12 protein-coding genes are annotated in these 20,319 nt (G+C 51.5%); 3 read left to right on the top strand and 9 right to left on the bottom strand.

Annotated features, from left to right (window positions below; genetic code table 11):
* Nucleotides 1-10: 10 nt before the first annotated feature.
* From HRU78_13685 to HRU78_13670, 4 genes are all read right to left on the bottom strand, one after another.
* Nucleotides 11-2,338, bottom strand: a complete 2,328-nt coding sequence (locus HRU78_13685) for an MMPL family transporter (GenBank protein QOJ24566.1) — start codon at nt 2,336-2,338, stop codon at nt 11-13.
* 65 nt (nt 2,339-2,403) lie between these two features.
* Nucleotides 2,404-3,765, bottom strand: a complete 1,362-nt coding sequence (locus tag HRU78_13680) for an aminotransferase class I/II-fold pyridoxal phosphate-dependent enzyme (GenBank protein QOJ24565.1) — start codon at nt 3,763-3,765, stop codon at nt 2,404-2,406.
* A gap of 121 nt (nt 3,766-3,886) precedes the next feature.
* Nucleotides 3,887-10,273: an SDR family NAD(P)-dependent oxidoreductase gene (locus HRU78_13675; GenBank protein QOJ24564.1), complete on the bottom strand. Its 6,387-nt coding sequence runs from the start codon at nt 10,271-10,273 to the stop codon at nt 3,887-3,889.
* 94 nt (nt 10,274-10,367) lie between these two features.
* Nucleotides 10,368-11,747 carry an NAD(P)-binding domain-containing protein gene (locus HRU78_13670; protein ID QOJ24563.1) on the bottom strand — a complete coding sequence of 460 codons (1,380 nt, stop codon included), beginning with the start codon at nt 11,745-11,747 and terminating at the stop codon, nt 10,368-10,370.
* A gap of 327 nt (nt 11,748-12,074) precedes the next feature.
* On the opposite strand from HRU78_13670, the gene HRU78_13665 reads away from it, so the two are divergent.
* A complete protein-coding gene (locus HRU78_13665) occupies nt 12,075-12,278 on the top strand; it encodes a hypothetical protein (GenBank protein QOJ24562.1) in 204 nt (67 codons plus the stop codon).
* 30 nt (nt 12,279-12,308) lie between these two features.
* Here HRU78_13665 and HRU78_13660 read toward each other — a convergent pair whose 3' ends face one another.
* From HRU78_13660 to mutL, 3 genes are all read right to left on the bottom strand, one after another.
* Entirely contained in the window at nt 12,309-12,710 is a 402-nt protein-coding gene (locus HRU78_13660; protein ID QOJ24561.1) for a hypothetical protein, read from the bottom strand.
* Nucleotides 12,711-12,777: 67 nt separating this feature from the next.
* The gene (locus HRU78_13655; GenBank protein ID QOJ24560.1) at nt 12,778-14,091 is read right to left on the bottom strand and encodes a carboxypeptidase regulatory-like domain-containing protein; all 1,314 of its coding nucleotides are present in this window, start codon (nt 14,089-14,091) and stop codon (nt 12,778-12,780) included.
* 113 nt (nt 14,092-14,204) lie between these two features.
* A complete protein-coding gene (gene mutL, locus HRU78_13650; GenBank protein ID QOJ24559.1) occupies nt 14,205-15,992 on the bottom strand; it encodes a DNA mismatch repair endonuclease MutL in 1,788 nt (595 codons plus the stop codon).
* Between the two features lie 74 nt (nt 15,993-16,066).
* On the opposite strand from mutL, the gene HRU78_13645 reads away from it, so the two are divergent.
* Nucleotides 16,067-16,666 carry a glycoside hydrolase family 19 protein gene (locus tag HRU78_13645; protein ID QOJ24558.1) on the top strand — a complete coding sequence of 200 codons (600 nt, stop codon included), beginning with the start codon at nt 16,067-16,069 and terminating at the stop codon, nt 16,664-16,666.
* Nucleotides 16,663-17,172: a hypothetical protein gene (locus HRU78_13640; protein QOJ24557.1), complete on the top strand. Its 510-nt coding sequence runs from the start codon at nt 16,663-16,665 to the stop codon at nt 17,170-17,172. Before HRU78_13645 ends, HRU78_13640 begins: the two co-directional genes overlap by 4 nt.
* A gap of 29 nt (nt 17,173-17,201) precedes the next feature.
* Here HRU78_13640 and HRU78_13635 read toward each other — a convergent pair whose 3' ends face one another.
* Complete coding sequence (locus HRU78_13635) at nt 17,202-18,503, bottom strand: EAL domain-containing protein (protein ID QOJ24556.1); 1,302 nt, start codon at nt 18,501-18,503, stop codon at nt 17,202-17,204.
* Between the two features lie 30 nt (nt 18,504-18,533).
* The gene (locus tag HRU78_13630) at nt 18,534-19,883 is read right to left on the bottom strand and encodes a DUF3391 domain-containing protein (protein ID QOJ24555.1); all 1,350 of its coding nucleotides are present in this window, start codon (nt 19,881-19,883) and stop codon (nt 18,534-18,536) included.
* Nucleotides 19,884-20,319: the final 436 nt, after the last annotated feature.

Here is a 20,319-nt window from a genome sequence, read left to right as displayed (position 1 = left end):
GGTTTCTCCTTTAAAACTTAGTGATGACAGGACTGGAAGATTTGGCCATGTGACTTCTCCAAGCCTCCAGGGTGAGTAGAATAGGGGGAAGCAAAAGGAATTCAGCAAATAATCCCAAGGCAAAAATGCTCGAAGTGAGCATCCCCATTTCGTTGTTGATTTTGAAACTGGAAAATGCGAACAGGGAAAATCCCATGATCAGCACTGCGGAAGTGATCCATAAGGCGCTGCCTACCGTGGCGAAAGCGTAGCGGATGGAATCTTCCGGTGTCAGATTGAGTTGTGTTCTGGCATGCTGGTATTTGCTGAGAAAATGGACGGTATCGTCCACCAGAATTCCCAGCGTCATGGCCGCGACCACGGATGCTGCCAACCCTACTTGACCGACAGCCAAACCCCACAAGCCGAATGCAATGCCCGCAGGGATCAAGTTGGGGATTAAACTGATCAGGCCCAGTTGAACAGAACGCAATACCAGAATCATGATCAGCGAGATAATGCCTATGGCTACAATTTCCCCTGAGATCATGCTGGCGATATTGCGTTGTCCGATATGCGCGAACAATAAGGTCGGGCCCGTGCCTTCGCTGTGCTTGACGACGGAAGTATTGGCGGCCAGCCAGGTCTGCGCACGTGTTTCAAGATCGATCACCTGCTGGCTGGAAATACTATGCAAGGTGACGGTTACGCGAGTTGCCGATTTGCTGACATTGATCCGGTCGTTGAGATCCAAGCCGTACGGTAAGGACATTTCGTACATCAATAGAATTTGCGCGCTCAAGTCCCTGCTTTCCGGCAAACGATACCACGCCGGATCGTCGTCATGCATGTTGCGGTTCAAGCGTTTGAGAATATCCGTAACCGCGTAGACGTGCATGACCTCCGGCTGCTTCCGGTACCATTGCACAAAGGCGTCAACCTGGTTAAGAAACGCCGGATCGCTGATCCCGCCTTCGATTTCATTGCCGAGCGAATAATCGATGCGGTATACACCGGTCAGATTGGCTGTGGTGTAATCGGTATCGCGGCGGAATGCGATGGAATCATCGAAATATTTCACATACTCGTCATCCAGCTCATTCAGCGGGATGCAGGCAATCAGTGCAACCGTAATCACAACAAGAAAGGACAAGACGGTGTTGCGATAGGCGATGATAAAGTTTGCCAATCGCGCCAGCGTCTTGCTGTTGCCGATGCCGGTGCGTCCTTTATGCTGCGGTAACAGCATCATCAGCGCGGGTAGAAAAGTGATCGTCAGAAAAAAAGCGAGCCCGACACCCATCGCCGTAATATTACCAAGATCCTGAAAGGGTGGAACCTCGCTATAGTTCATCGAAAGAAAACCGATCGCCGTGGTCAGATTGGTAAAAAGAATCGCTTTAAAGTTAACCGCGATGCTTTCCGTCATGGCGTTTTTTCTGTCCCGGCCTTGCTCCAGCGCGCCGTAATAACCCGTTAAGATATGCACGGCGTCGGCGACAACGACAGTGAGCAAAATGGTTGGAGCGGGGATGCTGGAAGGGGAAAACGCAATATCCAGCCAGCCGGCCAGGCCGATTGCCCCAACGACCGCCAGTACCATCATGGCGATGATGGCGACTGTGCCCCACAACGATTTAAGAAACAAAGCCAGGGCGAGGCAAATGATGATGAGCATTGCCGGGGTGAGTGTTGCCATATCGTGCTTGGATGATTCCGCAAAGGATGTATCCAGGATAAGAGAGCCTGTCAGCCGGATATCCAAATCCACGTATTCCTTTTTCAGCTTACCAACCAGGTTTCGTACGAATTCGACCGCTTCCGTGGTTTCTTTGTCCTGGTCCAGTGCAGGTCTGTGCACCACTATATTGATTCCCATCACTCGGGCATCAGGCGAAATGAGCCGGTTGACTAAGAGCGGCTCATTCAAGGCAATTTCTTTTTTCTGATTGATCTGCTGCGCATTCAGTTGATCGGCATTTCTTATCAGATCTTCGACAAAAAGCTCGTCACCGGTCGCGCGGCTATATTGAAAATTAGTGATGGAATCCACCCGTATTGAATACGGTGTTTGCCAGAGCGCTTTGGTTAGTTTCTCGGCGATGACGAGATTTTCCTTGGTGAATACGTCACCGTTAGCGGGTGTCACCACCACCAGCAGATTGTCATCCCGGACATAAGTCTTGTTTAAGGAGTCGAATGCGAGGAGCTGCGGATTTTCCTCACTGAAGAACATGCGGTAATCGCTTTTAAAGTGCAGAAACTGGATGCCGTAACCGGCGGCCATCACCAGCAAGACGCTTAGAATGACAGTCCACCAGCTATGCTGGAGTATCTGGCGGGTATATGGAGTAAGCATTGATTGAATCCTTTTAATTTCTTGGGTTGTGTAATTGCTGCGCATTTTTCCGGCGGCCATCCGGATCAAGATAAAGCAGCTCCGCCACTGGTTTCTTTATGCAATTGGCGTAACGCTTGCGCAAGCGTGTTTACCGTGTAAATCACTTCTTCTTCGGACAGATTGCTGGTAATGAAAAAACGTAATCGGGCAGCCGATTCCGGTACAGCCGGATACATGATCGGATGAACATTGATGCCCACCTCGTATAACTTCTGGCTGAGCTTCAGGCAAAGAACGGAATCCCCCAGAATAATGGAAACGACGCCTGTGCCATTGGCCAGACCGGTGTCAAGCCCTTGTTCTTTGGCTTGTTGCAGGAATAAAGCCGATCTGGCACGCAAGCGCTCGGCGCGTTCGGGTTCGCGCTTCAAGATTCGTGCCGAAGCAAGCGCGGCGGCGGTATTGGGAGGGGAGATACCGACGCTGAATAACACTGCACCGGCTGCATTGTATTTAAGATTTTCAATCAGAGCCCGGGAGCCGCAAATATAGCCGCCGCAACTCGCGAACGCCTTACTCAACGTGCCCATCCAGATATCGACTTCGGCGGCGTCGATGCTGAAGTGATCATGGGAACCGAATCCTCGCGGTCCGATGATGCCGACTGCATGTGCTTCATCGACCATGAGCAAACACTTATGTTTTTTCTTGATCTCGATGAAACGGGGGAGATCGGGAATGTCGCCGTCCATACTGTAAACGCCCTCGATAATGATCAGGGTACGCTGATAAGCATGGCGCTCATCGGTCAAAATTTTATCCAGGGCTTCCCAGTCGTTATGGGGAAAAGTCATACGTCTGGCACCTGAGAGCTTGCAGCCGGTAATAATGCTGTTGTGAATCAGGCTATCGTGGATCAGCAGATCATTGGGACCGAATAAATGACTGATCACCGATACGTTGGTCGAATAACCGCTGACTAAAGCTAACGCAGCTTCAGTGCCGTGGATTTCAGCCAGAATTTGTTCCAGTTCGCGATGAAGCGGTATTTCTCCCGACACGATGCGGCTGGCAGAAACCGAAGTGCCGTATTGATCGATGGCAGCTTTGGCGGCGGCGGAAACTTCGGGGTGGCCTGATAAGCCGAGATAGTTATAACCTGAATAATTGATAAAATCCTTGCCTTCGATAGAGGTGATATGATCGCTGACACCTTGATGCGGATTGAAATACGGGTTGTTCATCGACAGTGCCTGGAATATCTTTCCTTGCTCCATCAATGCGCTGTAGTCGGGAAATTTATCGAACCGGTACCATGCTTCAGGTATGTCGTCTGTGTCCGATTTCCCATTCCGGTTATTTTCCTGCTGCGAGATCAGTTCTCTGAGAAGGTTGCGCTTTTCATCCAGTGACAAATTTTCCAGCTTGCTGGCTTTATTGTTCATTTCATAAACCTTTGTATAATTTCTGATATATAACTAATAAATGGAAAACTAACGAATCTTTGCGCGCCTGCATTCCGGCCAGTTTTCAGTTGGCCGGAATGCACGCTTTGTTTTTGCCATCCTATAAATTAACCGCGCCTTTACTGGTTTCCAGAATCGCACCGGAGCCGTTAACTAACAGTTGCTCCAGTAACATGTCGATGTCTTTCTCCGACATATGCTCGATCACTGAACTTTCTGACACGGATTCGTCCGCGGTTGATGGCGAAATCGACAGAATCGTTTTCTCCATCAGAATGTGCGCCATATGCCCCAGGTTTGGACTGCGCATTAATTCCAGCGTGGAAATTCTGACGCCGAAAGTCTTGTTGATAAGCGCTTGCAATTCCGCAGACATCAGAGAGTCGACGCCCATGTGCATTAAGGATTGCTCACTGTCGATTTTTTCAATTGGAATACGCAACACCGATGCAATTTGTCCGGCAAGAGCGCGCAGCATCCCCTCTTCTCTTTGCTCTGGCGGTAGCTGAAATATCTCCTGACAGACTTTGGTGAGTGCATTTTCCGATTTTTGATCGGCATGACCGATCAAGTTTCCGAACCGGGGAGAATTGCCGCCGGTGGGTTCAAATGCTTGCCACTTTTCCCAATCGCAATTCATCAATCCATATTGGGACAGATCGGTGCCGCGCATTTGCGCCCAGCAATCCATGGCTTGATTGACCGTGATGGTGTTCATCCCCATCAGATTCAGATGTTTTTTCACTTCTTCGCTATTCACCGCCATACCGGTGGCAATAGCACCCCAGTTGATACTCGTGCCAGCCAAACCATCGGCGCGGCGTTTGGCTGCCAGCGCATCAAGGAAAGTATTGGCTGCGGCGTAGTTGGCCTGACGCGCATTGCCGATGATTGCGGAAACCGACGAGAATAAAACGAAGAAATCGAGCGCATCGTTTTGTGTGTATTGATGCAGATACCAGGCGCTCAGCGCTTTGGCACGCATGACCCGAGTCATGCGCTCCGGAGTCAACTCGGCAATCGGGGCGTCATCCAGAATGGCCGCGGTATGGAATATTCCTTTCAGGGGTGGGCAGGTACTGGAGATCCTGTCAAATAACGACTTAACTTGCGTTTCATCGGTCAAATCAGCGGCCACTGCTGTTACCTGCACATCTTTTCCCGATAACCAATCCAATACGGCTTTTGCCGCGTCATCCGAAGCTCCGCGGCGGCTAACCATAATCAGGTGCTTGGCGCCATGCTTAGCCATCCATTTTGCCGCTTCGAGTCCAAATCCGCCGAAACCGCCGGTAATCAGATAGGCTGCATGTTCATCGAATAATGCGGATTGTTGTTGATCAATGACCGTGATGGCGGATTTATCCTGTAGCGATAAAATTTGCGTGGCATCGGTGATAGAACGATTCCGGCCAGACAAGTAGGCAATGCCTTCCGTCAACGTTAATTCATTAATCTGCGGCAAACTGACAATCTGAACCGTGCTAAATAAATGCGCGATGGCGTCCAGCAGTTGCTGGAATAAATCCGGAGCCGTCAGTGCAAGTTTTAATGCGTCCAGGTGTATAAAGCTTTTTTGCAATAGACTGACCGGCAAACGATCGGTATGGGTTTGGGTTAGAACGATTTCATGTGTTTCGGGCAGCAGCAAATGCTCGATACCCTCCGGTTTGTGCGCGTCAATGCCGCGTATCCAGGCGCGTACCGGCGCTGCTTGCGGATTTCCAAGGCAGGAAATGTCTTCTCCTTGGTGATAAAGCACCGGAGTTGCGCCCAGACAGTTTGCCACTTCTACTGCAGCGCTAGCCGCAGCGCCTAACGCGCCATCGATCAGCACGGTTTCCAAAGGCGCCACCCGGGCGACATATTTCAGGGCGTAATACGCGGGTGCTAGCGTGGTTGCCAATGAAACAATTTCGTCATGGCTGAGCTGGAATTGGTCGACAGAAAATACCTGGTCGGCTGCACAAACGACGTGCGAAGCAATGGTTTCATCGGTCACCAGCATGACAAGTTCGCCAGCGCTGCAATTGAGCACTTGGTTTCCTACTTTATCGATGACACCTAGCGCAAAATAACCGTGCACATCGCCATCGTTCGTGTCGGTAAGCTGATAGCTGGTTAAGTTGATGCATTGCAACGCCACGACCACTTCATCGTTTTCCGGAACCGGTGCGGGCATAGCATGAAATTCATAGCGGCCCTGTCTGCTGAGCCGGAACGCGTCAACGCTTGCGCCATTGCGCTCGTTCGATGGAAGCTCTACGCTCTGTCTGATCCAGCGGTGAACATAACGCTCTTGACCGCGTAAAGCGACGTCATCTTCGCTGTCATCGGACATTAATTCCCTGGTTAATAAATGAACTTCTTTGTCCGCGCTTACCGGATCCAAATCGATTTGCGTGCAACGCAATAACGGAAATTCATTCAATGCCACACGCGTCAATCCGGTTAATGCGGTTAACGGGATATTTGTCACTTCACCGCCGCCGCTAACCGCTTGCGTTCCTTGAGTGACGACATAGACACGAGGCGCCTGGGTTGTAAACACTTTGCCAAGCAGCTGGATAATTTGTAAGGCGACGCTGGCTTGTTCGACACCGGCGGGATCGTTGTGCGCCGTTCCTGCCAGTCCCCATAAATAGGCGACCCCGGTGCATCCTTGCGATTTTGCTTTTAGAACGATTTGTTCCAGATAACCAAGCTCGCTGGGATTGAGTGCTTGAAAATGGCTGAATTCCTGTTGATAAACTTCATTCAGCGGTACCCGTATCACATGATTACCGCTGGCTTCGAGTTCTTGACACAGGGTTTCGCTGGTTTTGCTGCTGTCGCTGAACACCAGCCAGCCACCCTTGCGCTTCACATTCGACGGCACCGCTTTTTTCTGCCATTGCCACGCATACGTCCATTCCGCCAGTTGCTCGCTGAGATTTTTCTTCTCGTTGGTTAAAGCACGGCAGCGCAAGCCTTCGACCTTCACCAGCACATTGCCTTGTTCGTCAAATAGCGTTAGTTCACCTTCAATGCTGTGTTCATTGATGTGATTCAGCTTGCCGTGACACCACAGCGTATCACCTGGTTTTCCCTGATAACTAATGCGTTTGATCGCAACCGGCATGTAGAAATGGTCGTTTTCACTAGTGGCTGCAATGAGTGATTGAAAACAACCATCCAACATGGTGGGATGCAAGAAGTAACCCGGGTTTTCCGGCAACAGGCCGGTATGCAGCTGGATCTGTGCCAATACTTCGTTGTGACCGCGCTGGAGTTGCTGGATCGTCCGGAAGTAAGGGCCGTACGATAAGCCGCGTTCGTTCAGTTCCGCGTACAGTTCGCCGACATTAACTTTCTCGGTGCATCGCTGCTGAATATCTGATCGCGCGATCATTTCCGATTCCAATGCTACCGGTAAAATTTTCGCCGAAGCATGCAGGGTCCAATCCAATGCTGTATCTTGGTAGTGGCTGTGGAAGGCGTATTGGCCGTTTTCTTGATCGTAACTGACGTGGATAAAAGGTTCGCTTTCATTGCCACTCAAAATCAACGCTTGGTGAAAATATAATTGCTCAATCACGCACGCCGTATTGCCCGTTGCCTGATTAAATGCCGCCAATCCCGCTTCAACATAAGCTGCGCCTGGCATGACAACGAGTTCATCGACCACATGATCGTCCAGATACGGCAGGAATTGACGATTGATGGCGCTCTGCCATGCGGGTTTGGGGCCGGATAAACGGCGGTCGAGCAATGCATGAACGGGTGTTCCGGTGCGATCGGTAACGGACTCTTGGTCTTCGTTCCAGTACGTCTCTCTTTGCCAAGGGTAGGTTGGCAATTTAACGTACACGGTATCATCCGGATACAATCGTTTCCAGTCGATTTTGCAACCAGCCGTGTAAAGTCCGGCCAAAGCCATCCGGAACGTGCGCTGTTCGGCTTGATCGCGCCGCAATGAGGTAAAAGCTTGCGGTTTGATATTTTGCTGTTGACAGCAATCCTTGATAGCGGTTGATAGCACCGGGTGCGGACCGACCTCAAGAAAAATGCGGTAACCGTCTTGCAGAAGACTGTCCATGGCCTGAGCGAAATAAACCGGTTCGCGCACGTTATTGCACCAGTACTCAGCATCAAAGCTCAGACTGTCGGTCAATTTTCCCGACACTGTCGAGTACAGCGGCACCTGCGGCAAGTTAGGCTGCAAATCAGCCAGGGTTTGCCTGATTTCAGGTTTCAAATGTTCCAAGAAGGCGCTGTGATAAGCCAGCTCGACTTGCAAAAACCGGTTGAACTCGTCCTGCGCTGTCAAATGGGCTGAAATTTTCTCCAATGCGGCGGGATCACCTGAAAGCGTCACTTGCGTAGGACCGTTAACGGCTGCGATGGAAACATCGCCATGGGTTAATGTTGCGATTAACTCAGCGCAGTGTTCCATGCTGACACCAACGGCGAGCATTTTCCCGCCGCCAGCGGCTTTTTTAAGAATGCGGCTGCGTTCATAACTGACTTTGATGGCATCTTCCAGGCTGAGCGCACCCGCGGCATAAGCTGCGGTAATTTCTCCCAAGCTATGGCCCACGATCGCGCCGGGTTCGATACCGCTGGCACGCCACATGGCGGTTAATCCGGCTTGCACCAGGAAGTTTGCCGGTTGCGCTATTTCCGTCTGGGTGATTTTCGAGTTTTGTTCATCGGCCAGCATTTCTTTCAGGATGGACCATCCCGCTAATTGGCGGAAAATCGAATCGCATTTTTCTACGGTTTCCCGGTAGATGGCGTTGTTTTCATATAATTCTCTTCCCATGGCCCACCATTGCGGTCCCATGCCGGTGTAAACGAATACCGGTTTTGCGGTTGCTTTGCTGTCGGTTTTTCCCGCAACCCCGGTGTAATCCGCTTGCCCTGCCAGATAGGTGCTGAGCTGGTCGTACATGTTTTCCCAGGTGCTGCCAATAACCGCCAGCCGGTAATCGTGATGTCCCCGGCGGCACGCCGCTGAAAAGCACAGGTCTTTTAATGCTCCTTTATAATCGCGCGGAAATTTGTTCATCCAAGCGCGTGCGAGGTTTTGTAACGCCTGCTCACTGCGGGCGGAGAGCGGTAGCAGATAAGTTTGATCCGCTGCATCCTCTTCGCGAACCAGCTTCAGAGCAGGGGGCGCATTTTCCAGCACCACGTGTGCATTAGTTCCACCGTAACCGAACGAATTGACAGCGGCGTAAATGGATTGGGAATCGGATTCTAATGGTTCCAACCGGGTCGGTAAGCGCAGACCCAATTCTTCAAAGGGAATGTTGGGATTGGGCGTATGCAAATTAGCTTGTGGCGGCACTTGATGATGCGCAAGGCAGAGCGATGTTTTAATGACGCCGGCGATGCCTGCCGCCGCTTCCAAATGACCGATGGCGCCCTTGACGGAACCCATCAAACGGGATTTGGAGCGCTTAGAATGCTGGTCGATGGCATCGCCCAGTGCTTTCGCTTCGAGCGGATCGCCGACCGGCGTGCCGGTGCCATGGGCTTCGAAATAGCTGATCTCGTTGGTATCGATGCCGTATTTATCGCAAACCGACCGGATCAAGGCCGTTTGTGAAGCTGGATTCGGAACGGTAATGCCGTTGGTTCTGCCATCTTGATTGACGCCGGTACCGCGTATCAGTGAATAAATCGAATCGCCGTCTTTCAACGCCGCCGATAACGGTTTCAGCACAACAACACCGGCACCTTCTCCGCGTCCATAGCCGTTAGCACCCGCGTCAAAACTTTTACTGCGTCCGTCGGGTGCAAGAAAGCCGCCTTTGCACATGGCAATCGGATATTCCGGACGCATCATGACATTGACTCCGCCAGCCAGCGCCAAATCGGATTCACCGTTCCAGATAGCCTGGCAAGCGAGGTGTAATGCCACCAGTGAAGACGAACACGCCGTATCGACGCTCATGCTGGGGCCGCGCAAGTCCAAAATATACGAAATGCGGTTGGAAAGGATGGTCATCGTTGAGCCGACGGCGGTATGTGTACTGATCAGATCGCGATTCATTTTGCCCATCTGAGTCAGTTTATGATCGAGGGTAAACGCGCCGATGAACACGCCTGTGTTGGATCCGATCACCGATTCATACGGGATTCCCGCATCTTCCAGAGCTTCCCAGCTGGTCTCCAGCAGCAGGCGCTGCTGCGGATCGATCGATCCCGCTTCACGGGGGGTGATACCAAAAAACAGTGCATCAAATTCATCGACCCGCTGTTGCAAAAAACCGCCTTGCTTGACGTACATTTTTCCAGGCTTGTTGTGGTCGGGATCATAAAAGCGCTTGAGATTCCAACGTTCCGGCGGGATGTCGACGATGGCGTCGCTGCCCGTAACCAATAAATTCCAGAAGCTTTCCGGGTCATGAGATCCGCCGGGAAAACGGCAGCCAATTCCAACCAAGGCAATTGGTTCGTAAGCCACTTTTTCGGCTGATTTTGATTTTTTCTGTTTCATGTCACGTGTTCCAAAAAATTAAGCTGCTTGCTTTAACAGTATTATTTGAGACCCAACTGGATCCGGAGTCGGAATGGATAACCGGTACAGCGGTTTAAACATGCCGCGTAGCGATTTGCATCTGTGTGTCCGGATTAGTTTTTAAGGTCGCAAAATCCTCCGCGGCGGGCATGGGCCAGCCCAATTGCCGGTACAACTTGCGCACTTGCTTGCGGAATGTGAGCCAATCGCAATAGTAGGTATGCCGGGGAGAGTCGATCATATGGATCGGCCCCCGCAAATCACCGTGTTCATTCCGGGCAATTTCGAGCAACGCTTGGTCTTGTCCGGTTTTTTGCTTCTGACTGAAGAGATAGCAAGCCACCATGGATGCGAATAGCTCAAGATGCGGGAAAACCGCCGCATTGCCTTCGTAAAATCCTAGCGTGAACAAGTTCGGGTGCTTGCGCGAGAAGCACGTCATGTAATGGCCGACGCCATGCCCTGCCCATTCAATATGTTCGGAATCAAGATAAGGAAATTCGGCCTTGTAGCCGGTTGCAAAAATAATTTGATCGACTTCAACCGATGAACCGTCGACGAAATGAACCGTCGAGCCGTCGAATCTTTGGATGTCGGGTTTAGCGTGCAAATCGCCATGGGCAAAACAAGAAAGGATCTCGGAGTTAAGAATCGGTTGTGTTTCAAGGATGCGATGTTTCGGTTTTTGCAATCCAAAGCGTGTCAGATCGCCCAGCAGAACGTTTAACATATGGCCGAATACCCATTGCCTGAATCTGAACGGCATCCATTCGTTTTCCCGTTCGTAAATATCCGCCGGTTTTCCAAAAATCACCTTGGGAAGAAAGTGATATCCCCGGCGCATGCTGATATAGGCGGCTTTGGCGTTTCTTGCCGCTTCGGTGGCGATATCGCAACCCGAGTTGCCGGCACCGACGATCAAAACACGCTGATTTTTGAATTCATCCGAACTGAAGTAGTCTTTGGAATGGCGCTGCCAGCCGGTAAATGTTCCCGGGACCTCCGGGTAGCTGGGATTCCAGTGCATTCCGGAAGCACAAATTACACTGCGATAAATTCGCGTTTGGTTGTTAACTTTGACCAGCCAGTAGCCATCTTTGGGCTCAACCTTCTCGACCTCACTGGAAAAATGAATGTATTTTTTCAGATCATAGGCATCGGCAAATTCATGCAAATAAGCAAGAATCTCATCGCGTCTGGGAAAATCGGCGCCCGGCGGGAAAGGAAGGCCCATAAAGCCGGATTCTGTTCTTGATGAGACAAAGTGCGTGTGTTCATATACCGGCGTGCCGGGATTTTCAATGTCCCAGAGTCCGCCAATATCCTTATGGCGTTCAAAAACATCAAATGGCAAATCCAATGCCAGAAAAGCACGCGCCTGTGCCAGCCCGGAAGGGCCGGCGCCTATGATGCAGTGTTTATCCTTGCAGTCGATAATCGTTGTGTCATCCATACAGCGCTCCTAAGTGAAGATCAAAATTTTTAAAACCGGAACAGATCAAGTGATAAACAGGGGAAACACCAGCCGGGAAACTTACCCGTTACATCCTGCTGTGATTTGTCGCCGCTTAATAAATCGTTCATGCGATGGCAGGCATTTTATCTTCGGGGGTTGTTTTTCCCTTGTGACATTTGTCACATTTCAAGATAAATCAATACTTAATTTGATTGATGTGAGAAGAAGGTTTAATTTTTGGAGCGATCAGGAAGGGGGTGATTGACAAAATAAGCGGTGTGCTTATTCACTTCTTGGTATTGCCGGGATAAATTCTTGACGGGGGTGCGTGATGATAAAAACTATCATCACTCAGAAATAAAAAATGAAGATGAAAAGCCGGTTTGGCCCGCGATGACAGGAATCGATGACCTGACAATCAAGCTCCTGCAAGGAGCGTCAAATGCAGAAAATCCTGATACCGCCATCGAACCGGCATTTTCTTACCGGATATGGCTATCTGATCCGCAAACGATGGTTAAGCAGTGATGTTTCCGGAATACTCAGGGATTGGGATAGTCATTGGGTTGGCTCCGTACACGCCACTTTCCATTCCGCTTCTTCCAGACTGTCCGGTATGACTATTTCCCATTTCTGCGGCTGGTTATACGAGCGTACCAGATCGCCGTGTTCCATATTCAAGCTGAAGAGCGAGTAGGCGAGGGTGCGGATTTGTTTCTCCTGGCAGTCGTATTCGCGCCGGATTTTTTCCGATAGAAATTCCGCACCAGCGGTTTTTTGTAGCACCGGGTAATCGAACAGAATCGCCATTTTGGCTCGGCCTGCTGCTTTGCGGATCGAAGCGGTGTCGGCGTATAGAGCCGAGCCGCCTTTGCGCTCGCTTTCGCCGATGCGGGTCCATTCGGCGGCTGCGGCGGTGCTGATAAGGGCTAGGGATAAACTGAGAAATACTTTTTTCATGCGGTTTTCTTTGTTGTTGTCTGAAATGAAATGGTTCGGGGTGAAGGCTGCGAAATATCGACTCTGGTTATTTTTGTCCCTCATCTTGCGTGATGATCGCCATGTTCTTTTTCACGATGGCTTGCGCGCGATCGATTTTTACCGTGTCTTTTTTCAGGATCGCTTCAGTGCCGCTCGATTTGACGCTGATGCTATGCTCGCCGACCGGTACGTTACTCAACACATAAAATCCTTGTTCGTCGGTGATCGAATGGAGCTGCGGCAATTCGGTCAGGAATACTTCCGCTTTCTTCGCGGCAGCGCCCTGGATGGTGATGACGCCGGCAATCGAACCATATTGCAGCACTTCGCCGCTGCCCGGGGTGATTTTGTTGGCGATCGAACGCACCATGAGCAGGATCGTTTCCGATGCGAATCCGGCGGTGAAGGCCAGCACGACCGAATTGGTGATATTGCCCGGTTCGATCAGATAATACGCTAGGATTGCCAGAAGCGGCGCTGAAATGTACTGAACCATCTGAAATATCAGGTACTCGCGGAATTCGTATTGCGATAATTTGGGCTGCTGTTCTGTGGCGATGTACTCCGAGCCCGCTTGCTTTTGCAGCTCCGGTAGCCGCCGGGTAAGGCTGATACTGCCGCCCATCAGGGCCAGAATGATGAAATAGAGGGGGATGAGCAGCCCATCCTTAACTTGGCAGGTGACCGATTTGCCAAAGTCTTTGTCGTTGTCTTTAGTACAATGCTCGATATGTCCACCGATGTTTATAACCCATGCACTGCCGATGGTTCCGCCTCCCGGGTTTTGTGCTTTTTGGGCATTGTCTTCCGGTTTTGCATCGGATTTGGGGCAGAGCAGGGTCTTAGATTCCGGATCCAAAGAGCAGCCAATAAATACAGCGATCGGCCGTTCACGCAGTGTTTTGAGGTATCGCCCTGCATCGGGCTTCACCGGTTTTTGTTCGGTGGATTCCTGTTGGATAGTTCCGTCAGATTGGCCGGATGTTGTTTCCACAAAACTGAACAGCGGATTGATGAAGGGATAAAAAGTCAGCAACAGTGATATCAACATAAAACTATACGCAAATATCATCCACTTATTGCGCTGCCGCGATCTTATGTCTTCGATTCTTTTTCTCTCGTCTTGCGTCGATCCTTCTATGGGTAACGCTTCAATCGGATAAGTGAATATATGCACAAAGACGATGCACATGGAAATGACGACCGGAAGAATGGGAATGCCGCTTTCGCCATCCAGTATTTTAAAGATATAGATGATTATGCCAAACAATAAGTTAATGACATGAGCGGCGATCCATAGCACGTTAACTTTTATCCATTCTTTTATTTCTGTAAAAGAATCCCCAGTATCTGCACTCATGTTGTTTCCCCTTTTTCAATTTCCAGTATCAAGAAAAAGAACTTTTCCATGCCTATTGATGTTAGCTTAATGTTAGTGATTGGTATCGTAAAGCGATTAACTCGCCAAAATCGCTACTTCCCGCGCATAAACAACTTATCCAGCTCGGCCAAGCTGGTTTCAAACCAGGTCGGGCGGCCGTGGTTGCATTGATCGGCGCGTTCGGTTTGTTCCATGTCGCGCAGCAGTGCGTTCATTTCTTCGAGTGTTAATTTGCGATTGGCACGCACGGCACCGTGGCAGGCCATCGTAGCGAGGATTTCGTTGCGTTTCGCGGTGAGAATCTGGCTGGCACCGTATTCGCGGATTTCCTGCAGCAGGTCGCGGGCGAGCTGGGCGATGTCGGCGTCTTTCAGCGTGACCGGTACCGCGCGCACCGCCAATGTGGCTGGCGACAAGCTGGCGATGTCGAATCCCAGTTGTTCCAATGTGCTTTGATTTTCTTCAACCGTGGCCACTTCGAGTTCGCTGGCATGGAAAGTGACCGGAATCAGCAGCGGTTGCATCGCGATTTCATGCCGGTCGAGCGCTTGCTTGAGCTGTTCGTACATAATGCGTTCGTGCGCGGCGTGCATGTCGACCACCACCAGGCCGCGTGCATTTTGCGCCAGGATATAAATGCCGTGCAGTTGTCCGAGCGCGAAACCAAGCGAATGCTGATCCGGTCGTTCCGCAACCGCGGCGGTTTGGCCGGGGATCGCCGGTTGCGCAGCTGCAGTATTGTTTGGTGCTGCAACTGTGCGCGGTTGCGTGCCGAACAATGTGCCGTAAAAACCGGCCGGTTGCGCCACCGCGCCGGGTTGCGTATACCCGGTTTTGGGGTAGGCAGGGAATGGCCGGGCGGTCTGTCCGGGGTCGGCGTTTTTTACCGTTCTGTCCGGAGCGGCCAACGCTTTGTTGATCGCATGGAAAATAAATTGATGCAGCGCGCGCGGTTCGCGGAAGCGTACTTCCGTTTTGCTTGGATGCACATTGACGTCGACGCTTTCCGGGTCGATGTCGAGAAACAGCACGAAGGCCGGATGTTTGTCCAGATGCAACACGTCGCGATAGGCTTCGCGCAATGCGTGCGAAATCAGCTTGTCGCTGACATAGCGGTTGTTGACGAAAAAATACTGCGCATCGCGCGATGATCTCGCATAGGCGGGCAGCGCCACCATGCCGTGCAAATGCATACCGGCTGATTGTTCGTCGACCGCCGCCGCTGCTTGATCGAATTCCTCACCCAAGACCGCAGCAATGCGCTGCGCCGGACTGGCGGGGCGCAGCAGGCGGCGCACTTTGCCGTTGTGTTGCAGGGTAAATTCAATGCCGCACTGCGATAATGCCATGCGTTTGAGGGTTTCATCGCAGTGGGCGAATTCGGTGATCTCGGATTTCAGGAATTTGCGCCGCGCCGGGATGTTGAAGTACAAATCGTTGATATCCAGCATCGTTCCGCCGGGTAGCGAAGCAGGTGCGGGTTGCGAAATCAGCTTGCCGTCAACTTGGATCTGCCAGGCGTGATTTTGCCCGGCTTGGCGGCTGGCCAAAGTCAGCCGGGAAACCGCCGCGATGCTGGCCAGCGCTTCACCGCGGAAACCCAGGCTGGTGATGCGCTGCAAATCCTCCAGCGTGCTGATCTTGCTGGTGCTGTGACGCGTCAATGCCAGCAGCAGTTCGTCCTTGGCGATGCCGCCGCCATCATCGGTGACGCGAATCTGCTTGATGCCGCCCTGCTGCAATTGCACGGTAATTTTCCTGGCGCCGGCATCGATACTGTTTTCCAGGATTTCCTTGAGCGCCGACGCCGGGCGTTCCACGACCTCGCCCGCAGCGATCTGGTTGATTAATAATTCGGGAAGCGGCTTAATCGTTGGCATAAGAAATTGTGATTATAATGCGGATTGGTTTATTGTATGCCGGCCAGGAATAACATTTCTTTGGGAGAGTAAAGATGCTGCCACTAGACAAGCTGAAAAATTATGTTCCGGATGCTGTGTTGGATCAAATCCCGGATTGTGCGGATAAGTTTGCCATCGATACGCCACTGCGCCTGGCGCATTTTCTTGCGCAATGCGCGCATGAAAGTATGGAATTCAAGGCATTGGAAGAGAATTTGAATTATTCCGCCGATGGATTGAGAAAGGTTTTTCCACGATATTTTCCCGATGATCTGGCGGATAGTTATGCGCGGCAGCCTTCAATGATCGCCTCGCGGGTCTATGCCAACCGTATGGGAAACGGTGACGAGGCGAGCGAGGAAGGCTACCAGTATCGCGGCCGGGGCTATATACAGCTCACCGGCAAGGATAACTACCGTGCGTTTGCCGGCGCGATCGGCGACGATGTCGTCGCCAATCCCGATTGGGTCAAAACGAAATATCCGTTATTGTCCGCGGCATGGTTCTGGGATAGCAAAGCGCTCAATGCGTTGGCCGACGAGGGGGCGAGCGACGATGCAGTGACCAAGATCACCAAGAAAGTAAACGGCGGGACGCTGGGGTTGGATGACCGGATCAGCCATTTCAAAAAATATTATGCCTTACTGACTTGAGAAGCGTTGCGTATATCGGCGGATTGATCGGGTTGTTGGCCGCTCCGGTATGGGCGGCGGAGTCGCACTGCCGTGCGCAGGAACACATCGTTTTTTCCTGTTCAGTCGGTAAAGAGACGGTTTCAGTGTGCGCATCGGCCGATCTTTCTGCCACTTCAGGCTATTTGCAATACCGTTTCGGACAAAAACGCGCGCTTGAATTGGCGTTTCCGGATTTGACCAAGGCAACTCCGGTTACGTCATACGTGCAAGCGCGAACGCTGATGTTTGCGGGTGGCGGCGGCGCTTATCTGCGTTTCATCAACGGGGCGCACCATTACATCGTATACACCGCGATCGGCAAGGGCTGGGGGGCGAAAGACGGTGTTGCGGTGGAAAAAAACGGGCAATTGGTCACAAACTTGGAATGCCGGGATGTTCCGCTGTCGAAATTAAGCGAGGAATTTTTCAGTCATGCAGGCTTGTCCGTTGACCGGGATGAGTTCCGGATTCCGGGGCTGGATTAATCCGGCAGAGCTTACGGGCTGATTACAGCTCACCCTTCGGTAACCGTGCGCGGCCGAGTTTGCAAGAAATCGAGGGATTGATTGTGGACGGTTGCGATGAGTTCCGGCAGCGGCATGGCCTTGCCAATCAGGTAACCTTGGATCACGTCGCATCCCAATGTTTGCAGGCGATGGTAAGTGGCAAGATCTTCCACGCCTTCGGCAACAACCGATAGATTAAGTCGGTGCGCAAGCGTGATCATGGAATCGACGATGCGGTCATGCTTATGGCGGGTTGCCATGTGCCTGACAAAGATCATATCGATTTTTACTTCATCCAAAGGCAAATCCAGCATGCGCGCCATTGATGAATAGCCGGTTCCGAAATCGTCCATGGCCAGTTTTAAACCCATGTCCTTCAGTTTATATAAGGTATCCAGCGTACCTGAGTGATTGGCCATCACGGCCGTTTCGGTCAGCTCGATGGTGATATCGCCGGGCGGCACGTTCCATAAGGCTAAACCCTGGGAAACGAGTTCCGTGAGTTCCGGATCGCGCAGATCGTCGGCGGAGAAATTAATCGAAACTCCGGCATGCAATCCGGCCTTGCGGTATTCGGCGCATTCTCGCAGCGCAGTATGAAAAACCCACAGCGTGAGTTTGGGCATCAAGGCGGTACCTTCCGCGATCTGGATCAATTTATCGGTCCGGATCGGCCCGTGATGGGGGTGAACCCAGCGCAGCAACGCTTCAGTTGACTTGATTTTGCCGCTGGCAATATCAATTTGCGGTTGATAGCCTAAATACAAGCCGCCGGTTTCGATGGCATGGCCCAGATCGGACCAGAGATCGATATGAAAAAGCAAGGGATCTTCCAATTCGGCAAGGAACAGCGTGATCGGATCTTGCTCCAGTTTTGCCCGGCGGACTGCCGAGCTGGCGTTGCTCATCAGCTGATCCAACGTCCGGCTGCTGTCGTTTTGTAACGCCACGCCAATGCGCGGAGCCAGGATGATGCTTCTCCTGCCGAATGCAAAAGGCTGCGCCAGAATCCGGATAATTTTATGCGCGGCCAACATGGCGTGCGCATCGGTGAGCAGATTGGCCAGCAAGCAGCATAATTGATAACGTCCGGTAATGCCGACCAGATCTCCCGGATTCAGAGCGCTTCTGAGCTGAGCGGCGATTTGTTGCAGCATGTCGTCAACGACGGTAAATCCAAGCACGCCATCCAGCTCCGCCAGCCGCTCAAAGTTGACGATCAGCACGGCTTTGCGGAAATTGGATGGGTGTGCATCGTTCAGTTTTTGCGACGCTTTGATTAGAAAACTCTGATAGGCAAGTACCGTCATAAATGCAGGGCGCTGGTCAGTTCCGGCGGCTTATAAGTAATATTGTTGAGGATCAATTCCGTAAGCGCCCTGGGGCAGATCATTGACAATGGCATACTGGACACCGGCCGGGCTTTTGCCGGCCGTTCTCAGATCCAGGGTCAACGGGGTGCTGTACGGTTTTTTTTGCGCATCGCAAATAATCATAATACTGGGAAGGAACCGCTGTGTCCGATTATGGGTGAGCACAATGGCAATTTCGCCGGTATTGAGCTCAACCAGACTGCCTACCGGAAACATGCCGACGCACTGCGCGAATTGTTCCACCAAAGAATAATTGAGGCCGTTTTGCGCATTTTCTTTCAGTTCCTTCAAGGCATGAAACGGCTTCATGCCCGGCATGCCGGAGTCTCCCCAGGTGAGTTCTTCGTAACAATCGGCAATCGACGCCATGCGCGCATAAGCGTGCAGCTGATTGGCGTATAAACCGAAGGGATAGCCATTGCCGTTTTCACGTTCATGATGCTGCAGAAGGATTTTAGTGACTTCCTCCGGTATGTCGCTGAGCTGTGCGACAATCTCTTCGCCATAGGCGATGTGCCGCTTGGTCAGTTTGCGCTCGTCGGGTGTAAGCGCCATATTTCTTTTGTTCTGAATCGCTTTGGGCAGACGTAATTTGCCGACATCCATCAGCAATCCGCCCAAGCCGAGTATCGACAGTTCCTGGCGCGGAAGACCGAGATGCCGTCCGAAAGCGAGCAAATGGACGGAAGTTTTGATGGCGTTATCGTAAAGCGCTTTTCCGGTGGTTTTTAACCGCGCCAGCAACAGCGCTGCATCGGGATTGCGGATGATGCTTTCACACAAGGTGTCGACGACTTCGTGAGCCTTGTGCATGTCGATCTTGATGTCGTGCTCAAGGTTGACACTGATATCGCTGAATAAGGTGGAAGCGATGTTGTACGCTTTCACAGCCGCCGGGATTTCTTGCTCCGCGGTGCAGGTATTAGTATAGGTTTTCACCCGTTTCAGCACATCCAGCGATTCATTGCCTGTCGATGTCACGGGCGGCTGATGCCAGTTTGCAGCGCTGGGCGAAATGCGGGAACCGGCAGGCGGCAGGTGTTGTTGCGTTGCGGACTGCGGGGCGGAAGAAGCCATTGAAACCTTTGCAGTACCGGCGTTCGGCAGGTGTTGCTGCGCAACGAAGGGCTCGCTTCTGTCGATATCCACGTAAACATGAGCGCAATAGCGTTTCAGCTTGTCAATGTCATGCTGGGATTGAATCAGGATGCCTTGAATCGCATAAGGCGTCTCAAGCCAGGGCCGGTCAAGGTCACTGACGAACATTCCCGGTTGCAAATCATTAACGGAAACCTCGATTGTGGTATTGCTTGTCATCACAAATTAGTACGCGGAAGAGCAGGTGAAATTTATTTATCGTAATGTTTTATTTGAATAAAAACAGGATGTCGATCGACTGGCGGATGCTTTCCTGTTTTTACAGTTACGACTGATTAAGAATGTTTCTTAAGGAAACTCTGAAAAAGGTAGCGAACGATGATCAGGCAAGGCGGAATCAGACGAAAAAGCGTAGTTTACGAGTGATAAATGCGCATTTTGAGCTTGATTTAAGGAAACGCTGATTAATTGGCTATACGAGCGAATCACTTCGTTGCGCGGTACTCGCTCCCTCGCCTATCTTGTTGATATGTCTCGGTTGCTGCATTCCGTGCGCCTCGTGCTTCATCTCGTCCGCCGAATTAATCAGCGTTTCCTTAAATGCAAACAATGGTCGAGCGTAGTCGTTTCTCAGAGCGTCCTTAAGTCCGGGAGA

It is taken from the genome of Gammaproteobacteria bacterium (assembly GCA_015709635.1).
Classification (GTDB): domain Bacteria; phylum Pseudomonadota; class Gammaproteobacteria; order Burkholderiales; family Nitrosomonadaceae; genus Nitrosomonas.
Note: the sequence above shows the minus strand (reverse complement) of the source record. Positions and strands in the feature narration are given on the sequence as shown.

Excerpts from the sequence above, each read along its gene's own strand:
- HRU78_13630 (QOJ24555.1), bottom strand. The coding sequence starts at position 19,883 with ATGACAAGCAATACCACAATCGAGGTTTCCGTTAATGATTTGCAACCG.
- HRU78_13685 (QOJ24566.1), bottom strand. The coding sequence starts at position 2,338 with ATGCTTACTCCATATACCCGCCAGATACTCCAGCATAGCTGGTGGACT.
- HRU78_13680 (QOJ24565.1), bottom strand. The coding sequence starts at position 3,765 with ATGAACAATAAAGCCAGCAAGCTGGAAAATTTGTCACTGGATGAAAAG.
- HRU78_13670 (QOJ24563.1), bottom strand. The coding sequence starts at position 11,747 with ATGGATGACACAACGATTATCGACTGCAAGGATAAACACTGCATCATA.
- HRU78_13635 (QOJ24556.1), bottom strand. The coding sequence starts at position 18,503 with ATGACGGTACTTGCCTATCAGAGTTTTCTAATCAAAGCGTCGCAAAAA.
- mutL (QOJ24559.1), bottom strand. The coding sequence starts at position 15,992 with ATGCCAACGATTAAGCCGCTTCCCGAATTATTAATCAACCAGATCGCT.
- HRU78_13645 (QOJ24558.1), top strand. The coding sequence starts at position 16,067 with ATGCTGCCACTAGACAAGCTGAAAAATTATGTTCCGGATGCTGTGTTG.
- HRU78_13655 (QOJ24560.1), bottom strand. The coding sequence starts at position 14,091 with ATGAGTGCAGATACTGGGGATTCTTTTACAGAAATAAAAGAATGGATA.
- HRU78_13660 (QOJ24561.1), bottom strand. The coding sequence starts at position 12,710 with ATGAAAAAAGTATTTCTCAGTTTATCCCTAGCCCTTATCAGCACCGCC.
- HRU78_13675 (QOJ24564.1), bottom strand. The coding sequence starts at position 10,273 with ATGAAACAGAAAAAATCAAAATCAGCCGAAAAAGTGGCTTACGAACCA.